The 23,248-nt window shown below is 38.3% G+C and carries 28 protein-coding genes; all 28 read left to right on the plus strand.

Annotated features, from left to right (window positions below; genetic code table 11):
* Positions 1-6: 6 nt before the first annotated feature.
* The 28 genes from trmFO (at position 7) to flhB (ending at position 23,246) form a co-directional block, all read left to right on the plus strand.
* The gene (trmFO, locus tag MHH87_RS04680) at positions 7-1,320 is read left to right on the plus strand and encodes an FADH(2)-oxidizing methylenetetrahydrofolate--tRNA-(uracil(54)-C(5))-methyltransferase TrmFO (RefSeq protein ID WP_340748165.1); all 1,314 of its coding nucleotides are present in this window, start codon (positions 7-9) and stop codon (positions 1,318-1,320) included.
* A 310-nt stretch (positions 1,321-1,630) separates the two neighbouring features.
* A complete protein-coding gene (gene xerC / locus MHH87_RS04685; protein ID WP_340748166.1) occupies positions 1,631-2,530 on the plus strand; it encodes a tyrosine recombinase XerC in 900 nt (299 codons plus the stop codon).
* Between the two features lie 20 nt (positions 2,531-2,550).
* On the plus strand, positions 2,551-3,096 hold the full coding sequence (gene hslV / locus MHH87_RS04690; protein ID WP_340748167.1) for an ATP-dependent protease subunit HslV: 546 nt from the start codon (positions 2,551-2,553) through the stop codon (positions 3,094-3,096).
* Entirely contained in the window at positions 3,093-4,490 is a 1,398-nt protein-coding gene (gene hslU, locus MHH87_RS04695) for an ATP-dependent protease ATPase subunit HslU (RefSeq protein WP_340748168.1), read from the plus strand. The genes hslV and hslU overlap by 4 nt, the downstream gene beginning before the upstream one ends.
* Positions 4,491-4,575: 85 nt before the next feature.
* A complete protein-coding gene (codY, locus tag MHH87_RS04700) occupies positions 4,576-5,355 on the plus strand; it encodes a GTP-sensing pleiotropic transcriptional regulator CodY (RefSeq protein WP_340748169.1) in 780 nt (259 codons plus the stop codon).
* A gap of 419 nt (positions 5,356-5,774) precedes the next feature.
* Positions 5,775-6,167, plus strand: a complete 393-nt coding sequence (gene flgB, locus MHH87_RS04705; RefSeq protein ID WP_340748170.1) for a flagellar basal body rod protein FlgB — start codon at positions 5,775-5,777, stop codon at positions 6,165-6,167.
* Positions 6,168-6,169: 2 nt separating this feature from the next.
* On the plus strand, positions 6,170-6,634 hold the full coding sequence (gene flgC, locus MHH87_RS04710; RefSeq protein WP_340748171.1) for a flagellar basal body rod protein FlgC: 465 nt from the start codon (positions 6,170-6,172) through the stop codon (positions 6,632-6,634).
* Positions 6,635-6,640: 6 nt separating this feature from the next.
* Entirely contained in the window at positions 6,641-6,952 is a 312-nt protein-coding gene (gene fliE / locus MHH87_RS04715) for a flagellar hook-basal body complex protein FliE (RefSeq protein WP_340748172.1), read from the plus strand.
* A 58-nt stretch (positions 6,953-7,010) separates the two neighbouring features.
* Positions 7,011-8,612, plus strand: a complete 1,602-nt coding sequence (fliF, locus tag MHH87_RS04720) for a flagellar basal-body MS-ring/collar protein FliF (protein ID WP_340748173.1) — start codon at positions 7,011-7,013, stop codon at positions 8,610-8,612.
* 14 nt (positions 8,613-8,626) lie between these two features.
* Positions 8,627-9,640 carry a flagellar motor switch protein FliG gene (gene fliG / locus MHH87_RS04725; protein WP_340748174.1) on the plus strand — a complete coding sequence of 338 codons (1,014 nt, stop codon included), beginning with the start codon at positions 8,627-8,629 and terminating at the stop codon, positions 9,638-9,640.
* A complete protein-coding gene (gene fliH, locus MHH87_RS04730) occupies positions 9,633-10,424 on the plus strand; it encodes a flagellar assembly protein FliH (protein WP_340748175.1) in 792 nt (263 codons plus the stop codon). The genes fliG and fliH overlap by 8 nt, the downstream gene beginning before the upstream one ends.
* Positions 10,425-10,429: 5 nt before the next feature.
* Complete coding sequence (gene fliI, locus MHH87_RS04735; protein WP_340748176.1) at positions 10,430-11,758, plus strand: flagellar protein export ATPase FliI; 1,329 nt, start codon at positions 10,430-10,432, stop codon at positions 11,756-11,758.
* Positions 11,755-12,204, plus strand: coding sequence for a flagellar export protein FliJ (gene fliJ, locus MHH87_RS04740; RefSeq protein WP_340748177.1), 450 nt, complete (start codon positions 11,755-11,757; stop codon positions 12,202-12,204). Before fliI ends, fliJ begins: the two co-directional genes overlap by 4 nt.
* A gap of 4 nt (positions 12,205-12,208) precedes the next feature.
* Positions 12,209-12,808 carry a MotE family protein gene (locus MHH87_RS04745; protein WP_340748178.1) on the plus strand — a complete coding sequence of 200 codons (600 nt, stop codon included), beginning with the start codon at positions 12,209-12,211 and terminating at the stop codon, positions 12,806-12,808.
* Positions 12,809-12,830: 22 nt separating this feature from the next.
* Positions 12,831-14,057, plus strand: a complete 1,227-nt coding sequence (locus MHH87_RS04750; RefSeq protein WP_340748179.1) for a flagellar hook-length control protein FliK — start codon at positions 12,831-12,833, stop codon at positions 14,055-14,057.
* A 3-nt stretch (positions 14,058-14,060) separates the two neighbouring features.
* Entirely contained in the window at positions 14,061-14,762 is a 702-nt protein-coding gene (gene flgD / locus MHH87_RS04755) for a flagellar hook assembly protein FlgD (protein ID WP_340748180.1), read from the plus strand.
* A gap of 12 nt (positions 14,763-14,774) precedes the next feature.
* Positions 14,775-15,149: a TIGR02530 family flagellar biosynthesis protein gene (locus tag MHH87_RS04760; protein WP_340748181.1), complete on the plus strand. Its 375-nt coding sequence runs from the start codon at positions 14,775-14,777 to the stop codon at positions 15,147-15,149.
* A gap of 103 nt (positions 15,150-15,252) precedes the next feature.
* Complete coding sequence (locus MHH87_RS04765; RefSeq protein WP_340748182.1) at positions 15,253-16,239, plus strand: flagellar hook-basal body complex protein; 987 nt, start codon at positions 15,253-15,255, stop codon at positions 16,237-16,239.
* Between the two features lie 143 nt (positions 16,240-16,382).
* Positions 16,383-16,604, plus strand: a complete 222-nt coding sequence (locus MHH87_RS04770; RefSeq protein WP_340748183.1) for a flagellar FlbD family protein — start codon at positions 16,383-16,385, stop codon at positions 16,602-16,604.
* Positions 16,594-17,022 (plus strand): flagellar basal body-associated protein FliL, encoded by a 429-nt coding sequence (gene fliL, locus MHH87_RS04775; RefSeq protein ID WP_340748184.1) that lies wholly within the window; start codon positions 16,594-16,596, stop codon positions 17,020-17,022. Before MHH87_RS04770 ends, fliL begins: the two co-directional genes overlap by 11 nt.
* A gap of 146 nt (positions 17,023-17,168) precedes the next feature.
* Positions 17,169-18,164 (plus strand): flagellar motor switch protein FliM, encoded by a 996-nt coding sequence (gene fliM / locus MHH87_RS04780; RefSeq protein WP_340748185.1) that lies wholly within the window; start codon positions 17,169-17,171, stop codon positions 18,162-18,164.
* Complete coding sequence (fliY, locus tag MHH87_RS04785; RefSeq protein ID WP_340748186.1) at positions 18,157-19,374, plus strand: flagellar motor switch phosphatase FliY; 1,218 nt, start codon at positions 18,157-18,159, stop codon at positions 19,372-19,374. Before fliM ends, fliY begins: the two co-directional genes overlap by 8 nt.
* Positions 19,375-19,398: 24 nt before the next feature.
* Positions 19,399-19,761 carry a response regulator gene (locus tag MHH87_RS04790; RefSeq protein WP_340748187.1) on the plus strand — a complete coding sequence of 121 codons (363 nt, stop codon included), beginning with the start codon at positions 19,399-19,401 and terminating at the stop codon, positions 19,759-19,761.
* Between the two features lie 4 nt (positions 19,762-19,765).
* Positions 19,766-20,431, plus strand: a complete 666-nt coding sequence (locus tag MHH87_RS04795) for a flagellar biosynthetic protein FliO (RefSeq protein WP_340748188.1) — start codon at positions 19,766-19,768, stop codon at positions 20,429-20,431.
* Positions 20,428-21,093 carry a flagellar type III secretion system pore protein FliP gene (gene fliP / locus MHH87_RS04800; protein ID WP_340748189.1) on the plus strand — a complete coding sequence of 222 codons (666 nt, stop codon included), beginning with the start codon at positions 20,428-20,430 and terminating at the stop codon, positions 21,091-21,093. Before MHH87_RS04795 ends, fliP begins: the two co-directional genes overlap by 4 nt.
* A 13-nt stretch (positions 21,094-21,106) precedes the next feature.
* The gene (gene fliQ, locus MHH87_RS04805; RefSeq protein ID WP_340748190.1) at positions 21,107-21,376 is read left to right on the plus strand and encodes a flagellar biosynthesis protein FliQ; all 270 of its coding nucleotides are present in this window, start codon (positions 21,107-21,109) and stop codon (positions 21,374-21,376) included.
* A 4-nt stretch (positions 21,377-21,380) separates the two neighbouring features.
* A complete protein-coding gene (fliR, locus tag MHH87_RS04810; RefSeq protein ID WP_340748191.1) occupies positions 21,381-22,157 on the plus strand; it encodes a flagellar biosynthetic protein FliR in 777 nt (258 codons plus the stop codon).
* Entirely contained in the window at positions 22,158-23,246 is a 1,089-nt protein-coding gene (flhB, locus tag MHH87_RS04815; protein ID WP_340748192.1) for a flagellar biosynthesis protein FlhB, read from the plus strand.
* Positions 23,247-23,248 lie beyond the last annotated feature (2 nt).

Genomic DNA, 23,248 nt, shown 5'->3' on the forward strand with positions numbered 1-23,248 from the left:
AGTAACATGACACAACAAATAGTTAACGTAATTGGTGCCGGCTTAGCTGGTAGTGAAGCAGCATGGCAAATCGCAAAACGTGGAGTAAAAGTTCGTCTATACGAAATGCGCCCTGTGAAGCAAACGCCTGCTCACCATACTGATAAATTTGCTGAGCTTGTATGCTCAAATTCATTACGCGCAAACACATTAACAAATGCAGTTGGCGTAATTAAGGAAGAAATGCGTATGCTGGATTCTGTTATTATGACAGCGGCAGATAAATGCTCGGTTCCTGCAGGTGGTGCACTTGCAGTAGACCGTCATGAATTTGCTGGCTATGTAACAGAAACGGTAAAAAATCACCCGTTAGTTGAAGTAATTCATGAGGAAGTGACGGAAATTCCTGAAGGGATTACAATCATCGCTACAGGTCCGTTAACTTCTAAAGCGCTAGCTGAGAAGATTCAAGCCTTAACAGGGCAAGATTACTTGTACTTCTACGATGCAGCAGCACCCATTATCGAAAAAGATAGCATCGATATGGATAAAGTATACTTAAAATCTCGTTATGATAAAGGAGAGGCAGCTTATTTAAACTGCCCAATGAATAAAGAAGAATTCGACCGCTTCCGTCAAGCGTTACTTGAGGCAGAAGTTGTGCCACTGAAAGAATTTGAAAAAGAAATTTATTTCGAAGGTTGTATGCCAATCGAAGTAATGGCAGCGCGCGGCGAGAAAACAATGCTATTTGGTCCGATGAAGCCAGTAGGACTAGAAGATCCGAAAACAAATAAACGCCCATATGCAGTTGTTCAATTACGTCAAGATGATGCTGCAGGAACACTCTATAATATTGTTGGCTTCCAGACACATTTAAAATGGGGACCTCAAAAAGAAGTGCTTCAGTTAATTCCAGGACTTGAAAATGTAGAAATCGTTCGCTACGGTGTTATGCATCGCAATACGTTTATTAGCTCACCTAAAGTGTTAAATAAAACGTATCAGCTACGTTCAAACCCAAATATTTTCTTTGCGGGTCAAATGACAGGTGTGGAAGGCTATGTAGAGTCTGCTGGTAGTGGTTTAATCGCAGGTATTAATGCAGCACGTCTTGCATTAGGACAAGAAATGCTATATTTCCCAGTAGAAACGGCACTAGGCTCAATGGCGCGCTACATTACAGAAGCAGAATCGAAAAACTTCCAACCAATGAATGTGAACTTCGGTTTATTCCCTGATTTTGGTGAGCGGATTAGGTCAAAAGCAGAGCGTGCTGAACGCCATGCAAACCGAGCGATAGAAACAATTCGGAATTTTATAAATTCTCAAACAATTTAATTGCTTTAAGCCTCTAAAGATTGTTATAATTTTAGAGGCTTTTTCTTTTAGGGGAAATCATCTCGTATTGAAGTGAAATGGTGGAAGTTAGATGTAAATGTCGAATTATAGCGAAAAATTCGGTGCATTTTTAAAATTTGTTCATTTTTCACTTGATATATTTTATATATAGGTATAATGTCGATATGTGTGTTTTTTAATATACGGTTGAGCGAGTTGCTTTAAGTGCTACGATTCATCGTTTAATTATAGTTTCATCTATGCACGTCCTGTTTAATTGCTTGAAATTTATCGTGGAGGTAGAGTGGCAATGAATGGTCATCCCAATGAGGCTTTAGATCAATTTATTCGTTACGTTCAGCTCGAAAAAAACTTTTCATTACATACTGTGCGTGAGTATGATTCGGATCTTAGAGAGTTTCTTTCTTTTCTGGAAACAGAAGGGGTCATTTCTCTAGTTGACGTGGAGTATATTCATGCGCGATTGTACGTCACAAAGTTGTACGATGAACAAAAAGCAAGAAATTCTATTTCGAGAAAAATTTCATCCATACGATCATTCTTTCGTTTTTTAAATCGAGAGTATGGTTTAGATGATGCTCCCTTCCGATCTCTTTACCATCCCAAAAAAGAAGAACGTTTACCGAACTTTTTTTATGAAGAAGAGCTCGTTCAACTTTTTGAGAAAAATAAAGGGAATGAACCGAAAGTTATTCGTAATATGGCGATACTAGAATTACTTTATGCTACTGGAATGCGTGTCAGTGAATGTACATCCGTTGAAATACAAGATATTGATTTTCATTATTCAATTATTCGTGTGATGGGTAAAGGTCGTAAAGAGCGAATCATTCCGTTTGGACAATATGCCCATGAAGCATTAACAATCTACTTACAAGAAGTGCGCCCTATTTTGATGAAAAAAAAGGAGCATAATAAAGTATTCGTTAATATGCGTGGAGGCGAACTTACAGCACGTGGAGTGCGATATATACTGAGTGAAATGATTGACAATGCAAGTTTGCATTCGAAAATCTATCCGCATATGTTACGACATACATTTGCAACACACTTATTAAATAATGGCGCAGACTTACGTACTGTACAAGAGCTTCTTGGACACGCGCATTTATCTTCTACACAAATTTATACACATGTAACGAAGGAAGCTCTTCGGAAAACGTATATGAATGCTCATCCGAGAGCTTAAATTGTAAGGGGGAACTTTTAATGGGACAAATCCATGCAACGACGATCTTTGCGATTCATCACAATGGTGAATGTGCAATGGCAGGTGACGGTCAAGTAACGCTTGGCAATGCAGTTGTAATGAAGCATACTGCTAGAAAGGTCAGACGTCTGTTTAATGGCAATGTATTAGCTGGTTTTGCTGGTTCTGTTGCGGACGCTTTCACACTTTTTGAAATGTTCGAGTCCAAGTTAAATGAATATAACGGTAATTTACAACGAGCAGCTGTGGAGGTTGCCAAGCAGTGGCGCGGCGATAAAATGCTACGCCAATTAGAAGCGATGTTACTAGTAATGGATAAATCAACATTATTACTCGTATCCGGCACAGGCGAAGTCATTGAGCCAGATGACGGTATTTTAGCGATTGGTTCAGGCGGTAATTATGCACTATCGGCTGGGCGTGCGCTTAAAATGCACGCTGGAGAGCATTTATCAGCGAAGGACATTGCTAAAGCCGCATTAACAACAGCTGCAGATATTTGTGTTTTTACAAACCATAATATTATCGTGGAGGCGCTATCATGATTGAAAATAACTTAACGCCAAGACAAATTACAGAACATTTGAATCGTCACATCGTCGGGCAAGCGGCAGCAAAGCGAGCAGTAGCTGTAGCGCTACGTAATCGTTATCGTCGTTCACTCCTAAGTGACGAAATGAAAACTGAAATTATCCCGAAAAATATTTTAATGATTGGTCCAACCGGTGTTGGAAAAACAGAAATAGCAAGGCGTATTGCAAAACTAACGAATGCCCCGTTTATTAAAGTGGAAGCAACGAAGTTTACGGAAGTAGGCTATGTAGGTCGGGATGTAGAATCTATGGTACGCGATTTGGTGGAAGCATCTCGTCGACTCGTAAAAGAGGAAATGACAGAAGCCGTACAAGAACAAGCAGAGCGCAATGCAAATGAGGGACTCGTTCAATTACTCGTTCCTTCGAAATTAAAAGGAAAGATGCCCCAAAATCCATTTGAAATGTTTTTTGGGCAAAAAAATGAACAGCCAGCAGATCAGCCAGCATCTGAGGATGTCGAAGTACGCTCCCGTCGTGCTCAAATCGCGCAAGACTTAAAAGCCGGTAAACTAGAAGAACAATGGGTTACAATCGAAGTCACTGAACAAACCCCTTCTATACTTGATGCGATGCCTGGAATGGGAATGGATATGGGTGCTAGCGGAATGCAAGATATGTTGTCTAATTTAATGCCTAAAAAAACAAAAAAGCGTAAAGTTCAGGTGAAAGACGCACGTCGTATTTTGACGCAAGAGGAAGCGAACAAGCTGATCGATTCAGAAGAATTAGCAAACGAAGCGGTACTACGAGCTGAGCAGGCTGGAATCATTTTTATTGATGAAATCGATAAAATTGCTAGCAAAGGTAGTACTTCTTCTGCTGAAGTTTCGCGAGAAGGCGTACAGCGTGATATTTTACCAATTGTTGAAGGCTCAACAGTAACAACGAAGTATGGTCCGGTGAAAACAGATTACATGTTATTTATTGCTGCTGGTGCTTTTCATATGTCAAAGCCAAGTGATCTAATTCCAGAATTACAAGGTCGTTTCCCGATTCGTGTCGAGCTGGAGAAGTTAACAAAAGAAGATTTCGTACGGATTTTACAGGAGCCAGATCAATCATTAATTTTGCAATATAAAGCATTACTTGAAACAGAAGGCGTTACGATGGAATTTACAGAGGATGCAATTGTACGTATTGCAGAAATAGCAACAGAAGTAAATCAAGAAACTGATAATATTGGTGCCCGTCGTTTACACACTATTTTGGAGCGCTTGTTAGAAGAATTGTCGTTTGAAGCTTCAGAAATTGCACCAGCGCATATAGAAATCACGCCGAATTATGTCGATAAAAAGCTCGGTGATATCGTAAAAAACAAAGATTTGTCACAATTTATCTTGTAGGTAAGTTGAATTAGTATCTTTAAATTGTAAAAACCTTTAGAATATTGAATGAATTAAGAATGCCTGTCTAGGAGGAATATTTAGAATGAATTTATTAACAAAAACTCGTAAAATTAATGCGATGCTTCAAGCATCTGCTGGAAAGCCAGTTAACTTTAAGGAAATGGCTGATACATTAGGTGATATTATCGAAAGTAATGTTTTTATCGTTAGTCGTAAAGGTAAGCTTTTAGGCTTATCAATTCACCAACAAATCGAAAACGATCGTATAAAAAAAATGTTTGAAGAGCGTCGATTCCCTGAAGAATACACACACAATTTATTCAACATCTTTGAAACATCTCAAAACCTTGGGATTGATAGTGATTACACAGCATTCCCGATTGAAAATAAAGACCTTTTCAAAAATGGATTAACTACTATCGTACCAATTATTGGTGGCGGCGAGCGTTTAGGTACATTAATTCTTGCACGTATTAACGATCAATTTGAAGATGATGATTTAATCCTAGCTGAATACGGTGCAACGGTTGTCGGTATGGAAATTTTACGTGAAAAATCAGAAGAAATCGAAGAAGAAGCTCGTTCAAAAGCTGTTGTACAAATGGCGATTAACTCGTTATCTTATTCAGAGCTTGAAGCAATCGAGCACATCTTCGAAGAATTAGATGGTAACGAAGGGTTATTAGTTGCTTCTAAAATTGCTGACCGCGTAGGAATTACTCGTTCTGTAATCGTAAATGCATTACGTAAATTAGAATCTGCGGGCGTTATCGAGTCCCGCTCATTAGGTATGAAAGGTACTTATATTAAAGTACTTAATGATAAGTTTTTAAACGCTTTAGCTGAGATTAAAATGAAATAATCTTTGTTTTTTCAAAGGGTCCATCGAAATGATGGACCCTTTTTGGTGGATAAGAAAGTATAACTTTCCCATCCACATAAGGAAGGACATCAACTCGCCCTATTTTGGACGAGTTGTGTCTTTTTTGTAATAAAATGTTAAATATTAACAAGGGAGAAATTTGTATTTTAATAATACTTTTATAGTAATCATTCTATTTTAGCTAGGAAGATTGCTGATTTTTTCGGTCGTATTATGTCGAATGAGGGTGCAAAATATACAAATGTGAAAAATCCCAAAAAAATCCTTGGAAAAATAGTGCGTATAGACTATTAAAAAGCGACAAAAGACGATAGACACTAGGAATTAACTTATTTACAATTAAATTATTGAATATGAAATTATGTTTATACAATTGTTAATTAAATGGGGTGAAAGGTTTGGATTTTTTTGGTGGAACGATTAGTAGCCTGGAAAATGGACTTTCCTATGCAACGTTAAAAAATAAAACTATTGCACAAAATATCGCAAATGTTGATACACCTAATTATAAAGCGAAAGATGTAAGTTTTAAGGCAATGTTAAATGATGCACAGCAAGCAACAATTGCGGCCAATCGAAATGATCAAAGACATTATGATTTTACGTTCAGTGAATCAACACCAGGTGTATATAGTTACGACAATTTTAGAACGCGTCATAATGGTAATGGAGTTAATATGGACACAGAGCAAGCGAGCTTAGCTGAAAACACGATTTACTATAATGCATTAATTGAACGTGTCAGTGGAAAATTAAATTCATTAAATACTGTAATTAAAGGAGGGAGATAACGTTGTCAATTTTTCATAGTATGAATACGACTGCGTCTGCTTTAACTGCCCAGCGTTTAAGAATGGATGTTATTTCTTCAAATATGGCCAATGTTGATACGACACGTGCCAAACAAGTAAATGGTGAATGGGAACCGTATCGTAAAAAATCAGTAACGCTAACTTCTCAAGAAGGTCAGTTTTCAAACTTTTTAAATGTTGCGATGGGCAAAACAACTAAACAAGGGGCGGGGAATGGTGTGAAGGTTACTGAAATTAAAGAAGATACCGAAACACCATTTAAGCTTGTTTATGACCCTACGCACCCTGATGCAAATGAAGAAGGCTATGTGCAAACATCCAATGTGGATTTATTAAAAGAAATGGTCGACTTAATTTCTGCTACGCGTTCATATGAAGCAAATGTAACCGTTTTTAATGCAAATAAATCGATGCTAACAAAAGCATTAGAGATTGGGAAAGGATGATAATTAATGGCAATTAATTCAGTATCGTTTATGGCACCTACACAAATAGTGAATGAAACGAATAAAGTACATACTTCTGTTACGTCTGCTGAGGCACAACAAACATTTGCAAATACGCTAAAAGATGCGATTGCTGGTGTTAACAGTCAACAAATTCAATCAGACACAATGACAGAAAAATTGATTAATGGTGGAGATGTTGATTTACACGAAGTAATGATTGCTTCTCAAAAAGCAAGCATTACATTGAACGCAACAATGGAAGTTCGTAATAAGGCAGTAGAGGCCTACCAAGAAATTATGCGCATGTCTGTATAATTATTGTAAAAGCGGATCGTAAATTGTTGGGGCATTCACTATAACCGGAGGATTCATAATGAATGAACGACTGACAAAAGTAAAAACTGACTCCACGAGATTTTGGACGAGTCGTACGAAAAATCAAAAAGGTGCGCTAATTGGAACGTTAGTAGCTATTATAGCCCTTGCTGGAGCACTCACATATTTTTCAACGCGTACAACGATGGTCCCTCTGTTCACAGAATTATCATCTAGTGAGGTTGGAAAAATAGCGGAAGTATTAACTGCACAAGGCGTAACCTATGAAATTGCGCCAGGCGGTACAAATATTCTAGTTCCAGAAGAGCAAGTGGATGCATTAACAGTATCGCTCGCATCACAAGGATATCCTGAGACGGGCGGAATTAATAACTCATTCTTTACAACGAATGCAGGCTTTGGGATGACTGATAATGAGTTTAACGTCATCAAGAAAGCGGCGACAGAAACAGAAATATCCAATTTAATTAAAATGGTTGACGGTGTTAAAGATGCGAAAGTTTTAATTTCTATGCCTGAAGAAGGGCTATTTGTAGCAAGTGCAAATGAAGAATCATCTGTTGCAGTTATGTTAACGACTGAGGCGGGTTACAAATTTTCAGATGAACAAATTAAAACACTTTATAGCTTGATATCTAAAAGTATTCCAAATTTAAGTACTGAGAATATTGAAATTTCAAATCAATTTGCTGAGTATTTTGATTTAAATTCAGCGGAATCAAACGGCAATTCAATCGGTACAGTGGAAGGACAAATGCAAGTAAAGAAAACAATTGAACGTGATCTTCAACGTCAAGTACAGGAAATGCTTGCAACATTAATGGGTGACGATAAAGTCGTAGTATCAGTTACAACCGATATTGACTTTAAACAAGAAAATCGTGAAGAAAATCTCGTAACAGCGGTAGATGAAGAGAATATGTCAGGGATAGAAATTAGCGCACAGCGTATTACTGAAACATATTCAGGCAATGCCGGAGCAGTAGCAGAGGGCACACCAGAAGCCGGAAATGTCACAGATAATTTTACTGATTATGCAGAAGGTACAACAGGTAATGGCGATTACGAGCGTGTAGAAGAAACAATTAACAATGATGTGAACCGCATTCGTCGTGAAATTCAAGAAAGCCCATATAAAATTCGTAACCTTGGCATTCAAGTAATGGTTGAGCCACCAAAACCAGATGATGCAACATCGTTATCCGAAAATGTGCGCGGTGACATCGAACAAATTCTAGCGACGATTGTTCGTACGACAATTGACCAAGAGGCCGCGGGTTCTTTAACAGAAGAAGATATTAACAATAAAATCGTAGTTTCGGTACAACCTTTTTATGGTAAAGATGTTGTTGATGATAACACTAAGCCAGTCATTCCTTGGTGGGTTTGGGTAGTGGGGGGTATTTTAGTTGCTGCAATCGCGCTATTAGTATTCTTCATACTGCGTTCACGTAAACGTAAGCAACAAGAAGAAGAATTAGAAATACTAGAAAGACAACAAGAGTTAATTGATGTAGAAGATATATCAGAAGAAAAAGAAACTGAAGCGACAGTACGCCGTAAGCAATTAGAGAAGATGGCGAAAGAAAAGCCAGAAGATTTTGCGAAACTATTGCGTAGTTGGATTGCTGAAGACTAATAGGAGGTTCAGCTGTGTCCAAGAAAGACAAAGAACTATCAGGAAAGCAAAAGGCTGCTTTGCTGTTAATTTCTCTAGGACCAGAAGTTTCGGCTTCTGTTTATAAGCACTTAAGTGAAGAAGAAATTGAACGTCTAACGTTAGAAATTTCTAGTGTTAAAAAAGTTGAGTCGAATGTAAAGGAAGACATAATTGAAGAATTCCATCAAATCGCACTTGCGCAAGATTATATAACACAGGGCGGTATCGGCTACGCGAAAACCGTATTGGAAAAAGCGCTTGGACTAGATCAAGCACAAGCGATATTAAATCGTCTAACATCTTCTTTGCAAGTTCGTCCATTCGATTTTGCGCGTAAAGCAGATCCATCACAAATTTTCAACTTTATTCAAAATGAACATCCGCAAACGATTGCATTAATTCTGTCATATTTAGAGCCAGGACAGGCGGGTGTCATTCTATCTTCATTACCACAAGAGGTACAAGCTGATATCGCAAAGCGTATTGCGGTTATGGATTCTACATCACCGGAAGTTATTAGCGAAATCGAATCAGTATTAGAACGTAAACTATCTTCTACAGTAACGCAAGATTACACTGAAACAGGTGGCGTAGATGCAGTCGTTGAAGTACTGAATGGCGTTGACCGTCAAACGGAAAAAACGATTCTCGATGCACTCGAAATTCAAGATCCCGAGCTTGCAGAAGAAATTAAAAAACGCATGTTCGTATTCGAGGATATTGTTACACTCGACAATCGTTCAATTCAGCGTGTTATTCGTGACTGTGAAAACGAAGACTTATTGCTTTCAATGAAAGTATCTTCGGATGAAGTAAAAGATATCATTTTCCGTAATATGTCGCAGCGTATGGCGGATACATTCCGTGAAGAAATGGAAATTATGGGACCTGTTCGACTGCGTGACGTGGAAGAAGCACAATCACGTATAGTAGCTGTAATTCGCCGTCTTGAAGATGCAGGTGAGATTATTATTGCACGTGGTGGAGGAGATGACGTAATTGTCTAGAATCATCCGTTCAACAAATGCAAAACCTACTGAGGCGAATTCAATCGAAATTAAAATTCGTAATATGTTTGAGCCGGAAAGTTTTGTGGAGGAGCTAGTAGATACTCCTGCTCACCCACAGCTGACGATGGAGGACATATTCGAGGAGCGCACACAGTTACTTGCACATGCGCAGCAAGAAATTGATGAAGAGCGCCATAAGTTTGATCAATTTCGAAATGAGCAATTGCTAGCCATTGAAGCACTAAAGCAAACATGGGAAGAAGAAAGATTAGTTCTTCAGCAGCAAGCTTACGAAGAGGGCTTTGGACAAGGCTACGAAGAGGGGATTCAAAAGGCCAATGCGGATATGGCTGAATCATTAAGAGTGGCAAATGAAACAATAAACCAAGCAAATGTAAATGCGGAAAAATATATCGAAGCACAAGAACAAGTGATACTGGAACTTGGACTAAAAACAGCGGAGCGCATTTTAGGTGCAACGCTAGAACGTGATGATGAGTTATATGCTTCGATTATAAAGCGCGGATTAAAAGAAGCGCGAGAAATGAAAGAAGTTAAAGTATATGTGTCTCCCAAATACTACGGTGTGTTAACGAAAAATCATGATGAACTAGCGGAAATGTTCCCGCCAGATGTTCCATTTATGATTTTTGTAAATGAAGATTTAGAGGATACAGAAAGCTATATTGAAACAAATCATGGACGTATTGTTGTGTCAATTGATGAGCAACTTCATGAATTACGATTAAAATTACATGAAATTTTAGATAGCAAGGAATGATACGGATGAAAACGGCTCAATTAATTGAACAGATTCCAACTATTAATACATTTAAAAAGTTTGGTAAAGTGACAAGAGTAGTCGGTTTAATGATTGAGTCTCAAGGTCCGGATAGTTCGATTGGCGATGTATGTAAAATACATGTCCATTCCCCTAAAAATGGTCATCAAATTATTTTGGCAGAGGTTGTAGGATTTAAAGATGAAATCGTTGTACTCATGCCATTTTCTTCATTACGAGAGATTTCAATTGGCTGCTTAGTCGAGGGAACGGGTATGCCACTAGAGGTAAAGGTTGGCCCGGAACTAATCGGGAAGGTACTAGATTCTATGGGGAACCCGTACGATGGCTACTCACTACCACGGGGATTAACTACCGTTCAAACCGAACAGGATCCACCAAATCCACTAACTCGTCCACCTATTAATGAAACACTAGAGGTTGGTGTAAAAGCAATTGACGGTATGCTGACAGTAGGAACTGGACAGCGTGTCGGCATTTTTGCAGGTTCAGGGGTTGGGAAGAGTACGTTACTTGGGATGATTGCCCGCAATACAAAGGCAGATCTAAATGTCATTGCACTTGTAGGAGAGCGTGGTCGTGAAGTTCGTGAGTTTATAGAACGCGATTTAGGGCCTGAAGGATTAAGTCGTTCGATTGTTGTTGCAGCAACGAGCGATCAACCCGCATTAATGCGTATTAAAGCCGCATTCACAGCGACTGCCATCGCAGAATATTTTAGGGACCGTGGATTAAATGTTATGCTAATGATGGATTCTGTGACACGTGTCGCAATGGCTCAGCGTGAGATTGGGTTAGCTGTTGGTGAGCCACCAGCGACAAGAGGTTATACGCCTTCTGTTTTTGCAATTTTGCCTAAATTATTGGAGCGTTCAGGTACGAACTTAAAGGGAACAATTACTGCTTTTTATACCGTACTTGTAGATGGAGACGACATGAATGAGCCAATTGCAGATGCAGTACGAGGAATACTAGATGGTCATATCGTACTCGATCGAAATTTAGCGAATAAAGGACAATATCCAGCAATCAATGTTTTAAAGAGTGTCAGTCGTTTAATGAATCATATTTCTGAACCAGAGCATGTGAATGCAGCATCACGATTACGCGAACTTTACTATACATACTCAAAATCTGAGGATTTAATCAATATCGGTGCCTATAAACGTGGGACATCGAGAGAAATAGACGAAGCTATACATTATGAGCCATTAATTACAGCGTTTTTAAAGCAAGGCTATAAAGATAAAGTTTCCCTACAGCAAACGGTAAATGAGTTAGTTGCATTATCGAATGGTGGTGCGAAATCATGATTACGTACACATATCGTTTTGAAAAAATATTAGTCATACGCGAGCAAGAGAAATCCGAATCGGAAATTGCTTATAAAGAATCAGTACGTGTGTTTGAAGAAATTGCGACAAAGCTCTATGAATTATTAAAGAAAAAAGAAGATTTAATAGAGTACCAACAAGAGAGGCTAAAGATTGGTTCGTCTATAGATGAAATTAATCATTATGCACGATTTATCGATAGTATGGAGAAAACGATTGTGGATGTTCAGCAAAAAGTTGTGCAGGCACGAGCAAAAATGACTTGGCAAGAGCAAAAATTATTAGAAAAAAACTTGGAAGTGCGTAAATTTGAAAAAATGCGGGAAAAAGACTTCGAGGTATACAAGGAAGAACAAGAACGCATAGAAGCGATCCGACTTGATGAGCTTTCTTCACTTGCGTACAACAAGAGGGAAATCAGGTGATTTCATGGCAAAAAAAGATGTAGAAAATATTGAAATAGAAGTGGAAGAAAAGTCTCCAGGCTTTTTCAAAAAAATATTGTATTTGTTTTTAATTCCACTCATGTTTACAATTGCGATTTTGCTAATTGTGGCGACTTTCACAAATACGAATGTGTTCCAAATGGCTAAAAATGCGACCGATTCCATACCATTCCTTTCCTCAAAAGAAGAAGAGATTGAGGAAAATAGTTCATTGAGCGATGAGAAGGTCGTGCAGCTACAAGCGGAGATTCAAGAAAAAGAAGCGGAGATTACACAACTTCAAACAAAAATTGATGCGGCTGCGACGGAGAAAGATGAATTATTAGTTGAACAAGAACGTTTATTATTTGAAATTGAAAAGTTGAAACGTGATCAGCAAGCAACCCAAAAGGAATTTGGTGAAATCTTATCCACATTTGAAAAGATGTCTGCAAAAACAGCAGCACCGATATTAGTACAAATGAGCGACACAGAAGCGCTTCGTATTTTATCTAATATGAAGCCGGATACGCTATCAGCAATCTTTACAAAAATGTCTCCGGCCGATGCAGCACGTTATACAGAGTTATTAGCTCAGCAATAGCGTAGTAAAAGGAGGTGAAATAATGAATATCGCAATGTTACAAACAACGTCAAAAGCATTGTCAGCACAAACAAACACACAACAAACTACTGCTACTGGCAAAAGCAATGAATTCGGTTCAGTCTTTAGTCAGATTATGTCTACTACAAACAAGCCAACTACAACAGAGTCTACAACAGCACCAGTAACACTGGAGGGCGTAGAAGTCGTTCTAGCTACGGATTCACTGGAAGAGCTACTGGATACGTTAGGTATTCCAACGGATGAAAATATGTTATTTGCTTTTGTCGGCGAGGGCGAGCAGCCTGTTGCCATCGATCAAATGTTAACACTTGAAGATTTAACAGCAGCACTTGGCATGACCGAAGAAGAACTAACGGCAATCGTGCAAAAGCTTATAGGTGAAGAGACTCCAATTACAGACGTATGGTCAATCATTGAGCAAGCGCCAGCAATTCTTACGGAAATTGTTGCAGTATTACAAGGGAATCAACAAAATGTGACACCTAAGGAAGCGCAGCAAATTGTTCAGTTTTTAAAACTCGCTGAATTACTAGGCTCCAAAACCGACACCATGTATCAGCAAGAAGTTCAATTGTCTCAGTTGAAAGAGACGCTTCAAAATGCGCTCACACAAGTTCAGCAATCGACAGCTCAGCAGGAAGCGCCAAAACCGGTATTCCAACAAGTAATTCAGCAAGTTGTACCGCAAACGGCACAACAAACAGTTAAGCAAGAAACGGATTTAACACAAACAACTGCAGTACAGCAGCAAACAATGACGCAAACTAAAACAGTTACAATTACGCTGCCTGCTGAAAAGCCAGCACAATCTGAGGCGCTACTGAAGGAAATTCAAGCAATCATTAATCGGAGCCAATTGTCCGGGCAACAAGGGAATATGAAGCTTTTGCTAAAGTTATATCCAGAAAATCTGGGACAAATTCGTATTGAGTTAATTCAAAAAGATGGCATTTTAACGGCGCGTTTACTAGCATCTACAGCCTTAGGTAAGGACTTACTAGATAGCAATTTAAATCAATTAAAATCGGCCTTTGTCGCACAAAACATCCAAATGGAGCGCATTGACATTTCACAGTCCCTACAAGATACAGAACGCAATACGCGCGATCAAAGCTTATTTAGTAACTTCTTTAAGCAGCAAGCAAAAGAAGAAGAAAAAGATCATGAGGATGACGAAGAGGGTGAATCATTGTCGTTTAGTGAACTATTAAATGAGGAGGTGTAACGAATGACAAATTCAATAAATGATGGTTATTATTTACCTGCAGCTAGTAATGTGAAATACACAACAGAAAAAGATAATGGTGCTTTAGGGAAGGATGCCTTCCTAAAGCTATTAGTTACGCAACTTCAAAATCAGGATCCAACTAGTCCAATGGATGACAAAGAGTTTATCGCTCAAATGGCGCAGTTCTCTTCTCTAGAACAAATGCAAAATATGACATTAGCGATGGAAGCGTTATTAGGTTCACAACAACAAACTCAAATGATGTCTTATACAAATTTCATCGGTAAAGAAGTAAAATGGGATGAAATAACAGAAGAAAAAGATAGTGAAGGCAATTACATTACTAACAGTGGTACAGGTGTTATTACTGAACTGAAATTCGTTAAAGGCGAGCCGGTATTCATATTAGAAGGTGGTAAAGAAATTACACCGGGTAATATTTCATCTATCTTAAGTGGCTCATCATCTACAGGGAATACGAACGCGTCAAATCCATTTGCAGAAGCTAGTCAATTAATTGGGAAGAAAGTGCAATATAAAGACGGTGAGGAATTGGTGCAAGCCATTATTGAAGCAATTACAACGAAGAATGGTGTCATTGAATATGTATTAAATAACGGTACACGTTTAACGAAAGACAAATTTGAAGTAATGAGTTCTACAGATGAATCCACTGAAGATCCACCAACGGACTCAGAGTAAGGTGGTGATATGATGAACCGAATGAATATTCAGCGCATCCCGTATCACCCACCTATCCAATCGACTGTTTCACCGAAGACACAACCGGCGAAGCAATCGTTCGTTGAGCATTTACAGCAAGCGACAACGAGTCAAGAGCTAAAGATTAGTAAACATGCAAATGAACGCTTAATCGAACGGAATATCGCAATTTCCGATGAAGAATGGCAAACTGTAACGGCTAAAGTATTTGAAGCGCGAGATAAAGGTGTAAAGCAGCCATTAGTTATTATGGATCAAGCAGCCCTCATCGTCAGTGCAAAAAATTCGACAGTCATTACCGCAATGGATCGTTCTGAGGCGAAAGAGCAACTTTTCACAAATATAGACGGCACAATTGTGCTATAGGCCGGACCTTCTGAAGTAAGGAAGCCTAAGCGCTGCTGAATGAATGACGCAGCCACTCAAAACGCCAAGGCGAATTTGAAAATCGAAGGGAGAACTAAACAATATGTTACGTTCAATGTACTCAGGTATTTCAGGTCTTAAAAACATGCAAACAAAATTAGATGTAATTGGTAATAATATTGCCAACGTAAATACTTATGGCTTTAAAAAAGGTCGTGTAGTATTTAAAGATTTAATTTCACAGACACAAACAGGTGCTTCTGGTCCAACAGGTACTGTAGGTGGCCGAAATGCACAACAAGTGGGGTTAGGCTCTCAGTTAGCGGCTATTGATACAATTCACAGTGGAGGTGCACTTCAATCTACAGGGAGAGTGTTAGATTTAGCACTAGATGGTGATGGGTTCTTCATCGTCGCAGATGCTCCAGGAACAACTGATGCTGCTGGAGGTACTTTTGAAAGTCCAGCCTATACTCGTGCAGGGAATTTTTACATGGATAAAGATGGGTACCTTGTAAATGGTGACGGTAAATATCTTGTAGGTGTTGCTGAAAACTGGGATGGAGATCCTACAACAGTTGGTAGTTCTTATGACTTAAATACTAATGTGACTAACGACCCTGCACATTCAACAAACTTAGATGCAGATGATACAGATGGATTTTTACCAGATGATACGGCTTTTATTAATGCAGGTGGAGTAGATTTGGCGTATCGACCAATTCGTATTCCTACTAATGCAGAAAGTATGAGTGTTGGACAAGATGGGAAAGTAACATTTGTTGATTCAGAGGGTGTTTTACGTTTTGCAGGTCAAATTGTACTTGCTAAATTCCCAAATGCTGGAGGTATGGAAAAAGCGGGAAGTAACTACTATAAAGATACTGCTAACTCTGGGGATCCATTTATTCAAGTTGCAACTACAAATGGTATGTCTGCAGTCCAATCCGGCTTTATGGAAATGTCCAACGTTGACCTTTCAGAAGAATTCACAGAAATGATCGTTGCACAACGTGGTTTCCAAGCTACGTCTCGAATTATTACAACATCAGATGAGATTCTTCAAGAGCTTGTAAACTTAAAACGTTAATAAATAAAAGAGCATTCGCTCAAGTTTTTAGATATACTTTTTTATAAGCTGTAATATTTACCAAGCGCGAACGTTTTTTCCTAAATAAATTCATTGCAAGGGAGGGTCGGGCCGGCTCTCAAAGCGGGACCGGCCCCATTACAATGATCGAACTTACTCGTTTAAATGGCAAAGCGTTTTCGTTAAATGCTTTATACATAGAAACAGTCGAATCTTTTCCGGATACAACGATTACGCTAACGACTGGGCGTAAATTCATTGTTTTAGAAAATGAAGATCAGGTGCGACAAAAGGTAACGGCCTTTTATCAACAAATACAAGTTTTATCAAACCCGCATCTACGAGGTGAAGAAGATGAAGAATAATAAACTTTTAACAATTATGCTCATCATTTTAGTGACGATTACATTAATCGGTGTAATTGTGTTTGTGTTATTAACACAATTAAACAAAGAACCTGTTTCAGCTGAACTAACAATTGATGAGATTGTATTAGCATCAGTGGATGTTCCGGAACTAACAACAAATTTAGCTGACAAGCGTATCGTTCGCTTACAACTTAAAATCCAAACTTCAAATGAAGACGCAGCGGCGGAGTTAACAAAACGTGATTTCCAAACGAATAACATTATTATTCAAGAATTATCGGAAATGACACAAGAAAACTTAGAAGGCAAACAAGGGAAAATTGCTTTCCAAAATGCTATAAAAGCTCAATTAAATGAATTGATGCAAGAAGGTGAAGTACAACAAGTATACATAACCTCCTACATCATTCAATAAAGTACAACTTCATAGGGTGTGGGCATAAAGCCCACTAATATGTTTGTTGAACGAATCAGGCCTTTACTTGCAGTGGATTTACTAAATCAAGTATTTCTGTAAGTTTCTGCGTGATCAAAGAAACATCATGAAATGGAGGTGGGCAAATGGCAGGAGATGTAATGTCCCAATCCGAAATTGATGCGCTGTTATCAGCGATATCAACGGGGGAAATGTCAGCAGCTGACATGAAAAAAGAAGATGAAGGTCGAAAAGTAAAAGTATATGACTTTAAACGAGCTCTTCGCTTCTCAAAAGATCAAATCCGAAGTTTGACCCGAATACATGAAAATTTTGCACGGTTATTAACGACATTTTTCTCTGCGCAGTTAAGAAGCTATGTCCAAATTACCGTTGCATCCGTAGACCAAATACCATTTGAGGAGTTTGTTCGCTCGATTCCTAATATGACTTTAATAAATGTATTTGAAGTGCCGCCATTAGATGGTAATATTTTAATGGAAATTAATCCAAACATTGCGTACTCCATGCTAGACCGTTTGATGGGTGGAACTGGAGCGAGTCATAGCAATGTTGATAATTTGACGGAAATTGAAACGAAAATTATGACGAACTTATTTGAACGTTCATTTGATAATTTACGAGAGGCATGGGAAAATATTGCTGAAATTGACCCGATGCTAGTTGAACTTGAGGTAAATCCACAGTTCTTACAAATGATTTCACCAAATGAAACCGTGGTTGTTATTTCGTTGAATACAATTATCGGTGAAACAACGGGTATGATTAATATTTGTATACCGCATGTAGTATTAGAACCGATTGTGCCAAATCTTTCTGTTCGATACTGGATGCAAACAAATACGAAAGAAATCTCTCCGGAACAAACGCAAATGCTTGAAATGCGCGTAAAGCAAGCTAGGTTACCAGTTGTAGCAGAGCTCGGTAGTTCTGATATTACAATTGAAGATTTTCTATCAATGACGATAGGAGATGTTATACAATTAGATCAGAAAATAAAAGACCCACTTGTTCTAAAAGTCGGGAATTTACCGAAATTTACGGTGCAGCCAGGTAAATTAAATAAAAAAATGGCTATCCAGATTATCGACCCTTTGGAAGGAGGAGACGAAAATGAGTGATCAAATGCTCTCCCAAGAAGAAATAGAGGCTCTATTAAGGGGCGAGACGTTGGAGGATAAATCTAACGATACAACGGCGATTGATGATGATTTCATAAATATTGAAGATTATTTAAGTCCACTAGAGCAAGATGCACTAGGCGAGGTAGGAAATATCTCATTTGGTAGTTCGGCTACTGCACTTTCTGCATTATTAGGGCAAAAAGTCGATATTACAACACCAAGCTTATCGATGATTAATCGCAATCGATTAGAACAAGAGTTTCCACATCCTTATGTAGCAATCCAGGTAGAATATACAGTTGGATTAATTGGCATGAACTTGCTAGTGATTAAACAATCCGATGCTGCAATTATTGCAGATTTAATGTTAGGGGGGGATGGATTAAATCCCAAGCCTGAGTTAAGTGAGATTCAACTAAGTGCTGTACAAGAAGCAATGAATCAAATGATGGGTTCAGCTGCTACTTCTATGTCAACAGTATTCAATCAAAAAGTAGATATTTCTCCACCGTCTATCGATTTAATGAATATTTCGCTAGGTGAAGGTCGCGATAATATTCCAGATGATGACTTATTAGTGAAAGTTTCATTCCGTTTACGCATTGGTGATTTGATAGATTCAAATTTAATGCAATTATTACCTTTAAACTTTAGTCAAAAGATAGTAAAGTCATTAATGGGGGGAGTAGAAGATGAGGCTGCTGCAACGGCAACAGCACCGATGCCAGCACCGCCTGTCCAAGCCCCACCTCAAGCGGCACCAATTCAACAACAAATGCAACCACCGATGCCACAGCAACCAATGTATGAGCAACCGATGTATCAACAGCAACCAATGTATCAGCAACAGACTTTTGCAATGCCACAGCAACCACCGCAACAGCCTGTTAATGTACAACAAGCGCAATTTGCTAGCTTTGAATCTCCGAGTATTTCGCAGGTGGAAGCCCGCAATTTAAATATGCTTTTAGATATTCCTTTACAAGTAACGGTTGAACTTGGTCGTACTAAGCGCTCTGTAAAAGAAATTCTAGAGTTATCGAGTGGTTCAATTATCGAGTTAGATAAACTAGCTGGTGAGCCGGTAGATATTTTAGTAAATAGTCGCTTAATCGCAAAAGGTGAAGTAGTTGTTATTGATGAGAACTTCGGTGTTCGTATCACAGATATTTTAAGCCAGGCAGATCGCTTGAATAATTTACGATAGTTTTTTAAATGGAGGAGTTTTATTATGTCTAAAAGGATTTTAATTGTTGACGATGCAGCATTCATGCGCATGATGATTAAGGATATTTTAACGAAAAATGGATTTGAAGTTGTTGGTGAAGCAGCTGACGGTGTTCAAGCAGTAGAGAAATACAATGAATTACGTCCTGATTTAGTAACGATGGATATTACAATGCCTGAAATGGATGGCATTGCAGCATTAAAAGCAATTAAAACAAATCACCCGTCTGCTACAGTTATTATGTGTTCAGCAATGGGGCAACAAGCAATGGTAATTGACGCAATTCAAGCTGGAGCAAAAGATTTTATCGTGAAGCCTTTCCAAGCAGACCGCGTAATTGAAGCAATCCAAAAAGCTTTAGGTTGATAACATGCATGTAAAAAAATCATTGCGAGTTGGCATGGTTTTTGCATTACTTGTAGTTATCGCTTTATTCGTGCCATCACAATCATCTGTGTTTGCTTCAGCAAATAACGGAATGATTAGTGATGAATGTTTGAAAAACCCGAATCAATGCCAAGAAAGTAATATAACAGATGCCGAAGCAGAACAACCTGAATCGGCATCTGTTAGTATAGGGCCTTGGGAGTACATAAAAATTCTTTTATCGCTTGTATTCGTCCTTGCGTTACTAATTATGGTTCTGAAGTTTTTGAACAAACGCAACTTAAACTATCAGCAGAACAGTATTGTTCGTAATATTGGTGGTTTATCAGTCGGCGCACAAAAATCGGTTCAGCTATTACATATCGGTAATAGTTTATATGTCGTTGGTGTAGGCGAAGATGTTCGTCTGCTAAAAGAAATTGCAAGCCCTGAAGAAGTGGAGCAAATCTTGAATTATTACAATGACAAGCAAGGAAATGCATCAACATCGCCATATATTGTCGAGTTGTTTAGTAAATTTAAATCTAATAAAGATGTTTCTGAAAATCCGAAGTTTAACACGATGTTTAATGAGCGTATTAACGAAATTAAACGAGAGCGTAGTGATGAACTGGAACGTTGGAAAGAACAGGAGAACGATAAACAATGACAGATTTTATCTCAATCTTTTCTGAAAGCGATCCGACGAATGTTGCTACATCTGTGAAGCTATTAATATTGCTAACAGTCCTTTCATTAGCGCCTAGCATTTTAATATTAATGACCTCGTTTGCACGAATCGTCATCGTATTGTCATTTACACGTACAGCGCTGGCGACACAACAAATGCCGCCAAACCAAGTGATCATTGGTTTAGCGCTGTTTTTGACATTTTTCATCATGGCGCCTACTTTCCAGGAAGTAAATGAACAAGCGCTACAGCCGCTATTCGACGAGGAAATTGGGCTAGAGGAAGCATATGAAAAAGCTTCCCTGCCATTCAAGCAGTTCATGTCCAAGCATACAAGGCAAAAGGACTTGGAGTTGTTCCTAGAATACAATCAGGCGGAACGACCAGAATCGATTGAAGATATTCCTTTAACGATGCTTGTTCCTGCTTTTGCATTAAGTGAAATTAAAACAGCATTTCAGATGGGTTTTATGATCTTTATTCCGTTTTTAGTCATTGATATGGTTGTCGCAAGTGTACTAATGTCGATGGGGATGATGATGCTACCACCAGTAATGATTTCACTGCCATTTAAAATTTTATTATTTATACTCGTCGACGGCTGGTATTTAGTAATGAAATCGTTACTTCAAAGTTTTTAGGGGATGATACAGTATGACACAGGAAATGGTCATTTCAATTGCAGAAACCGCGATTTATAACATTCTTATCGTTTCAGGACCGTTATTATTAATTGCACTGGGAGTAGGATTAGCCGTAAGTATATTTCAGGCGACAACGTCTATCCAGGAACAAACGCTTGCATTCGTTCCAAAAATCGTTGCAGTCCTTGTCGGATTAGTATTTTTTGGCCCATTTATGATTTCGATGATGACGAGTTATTTTCACGATATATTAAATAATTTAGTTCGATATATTGGGTGAGTACATGAATGAACTAATACCCAATATATCGATTCTATTATTAATTTTCGTACGGGTTTCTGCATTTTTTGTATCAGTCCCTCTTTTTTCTTATCGTACCATACCACCACAAATGCGAATTGCCTTAGCGTTTGTACTATCTTGGATGATGTACTATACGTTTAATGTCGAGGCCTTTGCGTTTGACGGTAATTACATATTACTTATTTTAAAAGAAGCCATAACAGGATTAACGATTGGTTTAACTGCGATGATGGTAATGTCAGCCGTACAAATTGCTGGGGGCTTTATCGACTTCCAGATGGGCTTTGCGATGGCTAATATTATCGATCCACAAACAGGTGCCCAAACGCCTTTAATGGGTCAATTTTTCAATTTCTTAGTCCTACTTGTGCTACTGGCAATTAATGGACATCATTTGATTTTAGATGGCATTTTTTATAGCTATCAATTTATACCAATTGATCAAGTCTTCCCGAATTTCGGGGATCAAAATACGGTTGAATTTATGATGAAATTATTTGTCGCAGTATTTGCAATCGCATTTCAAATGTCAGCTCCAATAATTGCAACGTTATTTTTAGTTACGCTTGCCTTAGGGATTACAGGAAAGACGGTGCCACAAATGAATATTTTTGTCATTGGTTTTCCTATTAAAATTGCTGTAGGGTTCCTCGTTTTATTTATTACAATGGGCCTAATGGTTAAAGTTATGCAAAGTTTAATTGAAATGATGATTCTTGCAATGCGCAATTTGATGATCATTTTAGGTGGTGCGTAAATGAAACTATTATTAACACTCGACATCCAGTTTTTTGCGGGTGAAAAGACGGAAAAAGCGACTCCTAAAAAAAGAGGCGATGCACGGAAAAAAGGGCAAGTATTAAAAAGCCAAGACGTTACTGCTGCAATTTTACTATTACTTATGTTTGTTTTTTTATTTTTCGCGGGGCCAATTATGCTAAATGGGATTTTTGGATTCCTCTTGCAAGCCTTTCAGAAAAATATATTAATAGAAACCTTAACTGCTGAAACCGTAATGGAAATGTATAGTGAAACCCTTAAAGAGATGGGGAGGATTGTACTGCCAATTATGGTTGTTGCTGTTGTTGCAGGTATTGGAGCGAACTATTTGCAGTTTGGCCTATTATTCACAACTGAAACATTAAAATTTGATTTAAAAAAAATGGACCCTATTAAAGGGGTTAAAAAAATAATCTCCGTGAGAGCCATTATTAATTTAATAAAATCATTATTAAAAGTAGCCTTTCTCGGTACCGTTACGACAGCGGTTATTTGGATGAATTTAGAAGATGTGTTGTCGCTTGCACTTCATAGTCCGTGGGAATCATTGACGACGGTCGCCTATTTATCTGGCATTATGGGGATCGCTGCTTCACTAATGCTTCTAGTTATCGCATTACTCGACTATATGTATGAAAAATTCGAATTCGAAAAGCAGTTGAAAATGTCGAAGCAGGACCTTAAAGATGAACATAAAAATTCGGAAGGTGACCCATTAATCAAGTCGAAAATAAAACAACGGCAACGAGAAATGGCGATGCGCCGTATGATGCAGGAAGTTCCGTCAGCGGATGTAGTTATTACGAACCCGACCCACTATGCGATTGCGCTTAAATACGATGAAAATAGTATGGATGCACCAAGAGTTGTAGCAAAGGGGACGGACTTTATTGCACAAAAGATTAAATTAATTGCAAAAGAAAACGACATCATCTTGGTGGAAAATCGCCCATTAGCGCGCGCCATGTATGACCAAGTTGAAATTGGTGAAACAGTACCTGAAGAATTTTTCAAAGCGGTAGCAGAAATTCTTGCGTATGTATACAGAATTAAACGTAAAATTTAACG

Origin of the sequence: Solibacillus sp. FSL H8-0538, assembly GCF_038003525.1 — a bacterium.
In the GTDB taxonomy this organism is placed as follows: Bacteria; Bacillota; Bacilli; order Bacillales_A; family Planococcaceae; genus JBBOPI01.

Excerpts from the sequence above, each read along its gene's own strand:
- MHH87_RS04790 (WP_340748187.1), top strand. The coding sequence starts at position 19,399 with ATGTCTAAAAGGATTTTAATTGTTGACGATGCAGCATTCATGCGCATG.
- hslV (WP_340748167.1), top strand. The coding sequence starts at position 2,551 with ATGGGACAAATCCATGCAACGACGATCTTTGCGATTCATCACAATGGT.
- fliJ (WP_340748177.1), top strand. The coding sequence starts at position 11,755 with ATGATTACGTACACATATCGTTTTGAAAAAATATTAGTCATACGCGAG.
- fliR (WP_340748191.1), top strand. The coding sequence starts at position 21,381 with ATGAATGAACTAATACCCAATATATCGATTCTATTATTAATTTTCGTA.
- hslU (WP_340748168.1), top strand. The coding sequence starts at position 3,093 with ATGATTGAAAATAACTTAACGCCAAGACAAATTACAGAACATTTGAAT.
- fliI (WP_340748176.1), top strand. The coding sequence starts at position 10,430 with ATGAAAACGGCTCAATTAATTGAACAGATTCCAACTATTAATACATTT.
- fliE (WP_340748172.1), top strand. The coding sequence starts at position 6,641 with ATGGCAATTAATTCAGTATCGTTTATGGCACCTACACAAATAGTGAAT.
- fliP (WP_340748189.1), top strand. The coding sequence starts at position 20,428 with ATGACAGATTTTATCTCAATCTTTTCTGAAAGCGATCCGACGAATGTT.
- xerC (WP_340748166.1), top strand. The coding sequence starts at position 1,631 with ATGAATGGTCATCCCAATGAGGCTTTAGATCAATTTATTCGTTACGTT.
- fliF (WP_340748173.1), top strand. The coding sequence starts at position 7,011 with ATGAATGAACGACTGACAAAAGTAAAAACTGACTCCACGAGATTTTGG.
- codY (WP_340748169.1), top strand. The coding sequence starts at position 4,576 with ATGAATTTATTAACAAAAACTCGTAAAATTAATGCGATGCTTCAAGCA.
- MHH87_RS04750 (WP_340748179.1), top strand. The coding sequence starts at position 12,831 with ATGAATATCGCAATGTTACAAACAACGTCAAAAGCATTGTCAGCACAA.
- MHH87_RS04765 (WP_340748182.1), top strand. The coding sequence starts at position 15,253 with ATGTTACGTTCAATGTACTCAGGTATTTCAGGTCTTAAAAACATGCAA.
- MHH87_RS04770 (WP_340748183.1), top strand. The coding sequence starts at position 16,383 with ATGATCGAACTTACTCGTTTAAATGGCAAAGCGTTTTCGTTAAATGCT.
- flhB (WP_340748192.1), top strand. The coding sequence starts at position 22,158 with ATGAAACTATTATTAACACTCGACATCCAGTTTTTTGCGGGTGAAAAG.
- MHH87_RS04745 (WP_340748178.1), top strand. The coding sequence starts at position 12,209 with ATGGCAAAAAAAGATGTAGAAAATATTGAAATAGAAGTGGAAGAAAAG.
- MHH87_RS04760 (WP_340748181.1), top strand. The coding sequence starts at position 14,775 with ATGAACCGAATGAATATTCAGCGCATCCCGTATCACCCACCTATCCAA.
- fliM (WP_340748185.1), top strand. The coding sequence starts at position 17,169 with ATGGCAGGAGATGTAATGTCCCAATCCGAAATTGATGCGCTGTTATCA.
- fliL (WP_340748184.1), top strand. The coding sequence starts at position 16,594 with ATGAAGAATAATAAACTTTTAACAATTATGCTCATCATTTTAGTGACG.
- fliY (WP_340748186.1), top strand. The coding sequence starts at position 18,157 with ATGAGTGATCAAATGCTCTCCCAAGAAGAAATAGAGGCTCTATTAAGG.
- trmFO (WP_340748165.1), top strand. The coding sequence starts at position 7 with ATGACACAACAAATAGTTAACGTAATTGGTGCCGGCTTAGCTGGTAGT.
- flgD (WP_340748180.1), top strand. The coding sequence starts at position 14,061 with ATGACAAATTCAATAAATGATGGTTATTATTTACCTGCAGCTAGTAAT.
- MHH87_RS04795 (WP_340748188.1), top strand. The coding sequence starts at position 19,766 with ATGCATGTAAAAAAATCATTGCGAGTTGGCATGGTTTTTGCATTACTT.
- fliQ (WP_340748190.1), top strand. The coding sequence starts at position 21,107 with ATGACACAGGAAATGGTCATTTCAATTGCAGAAACCGCGATTTATAAC.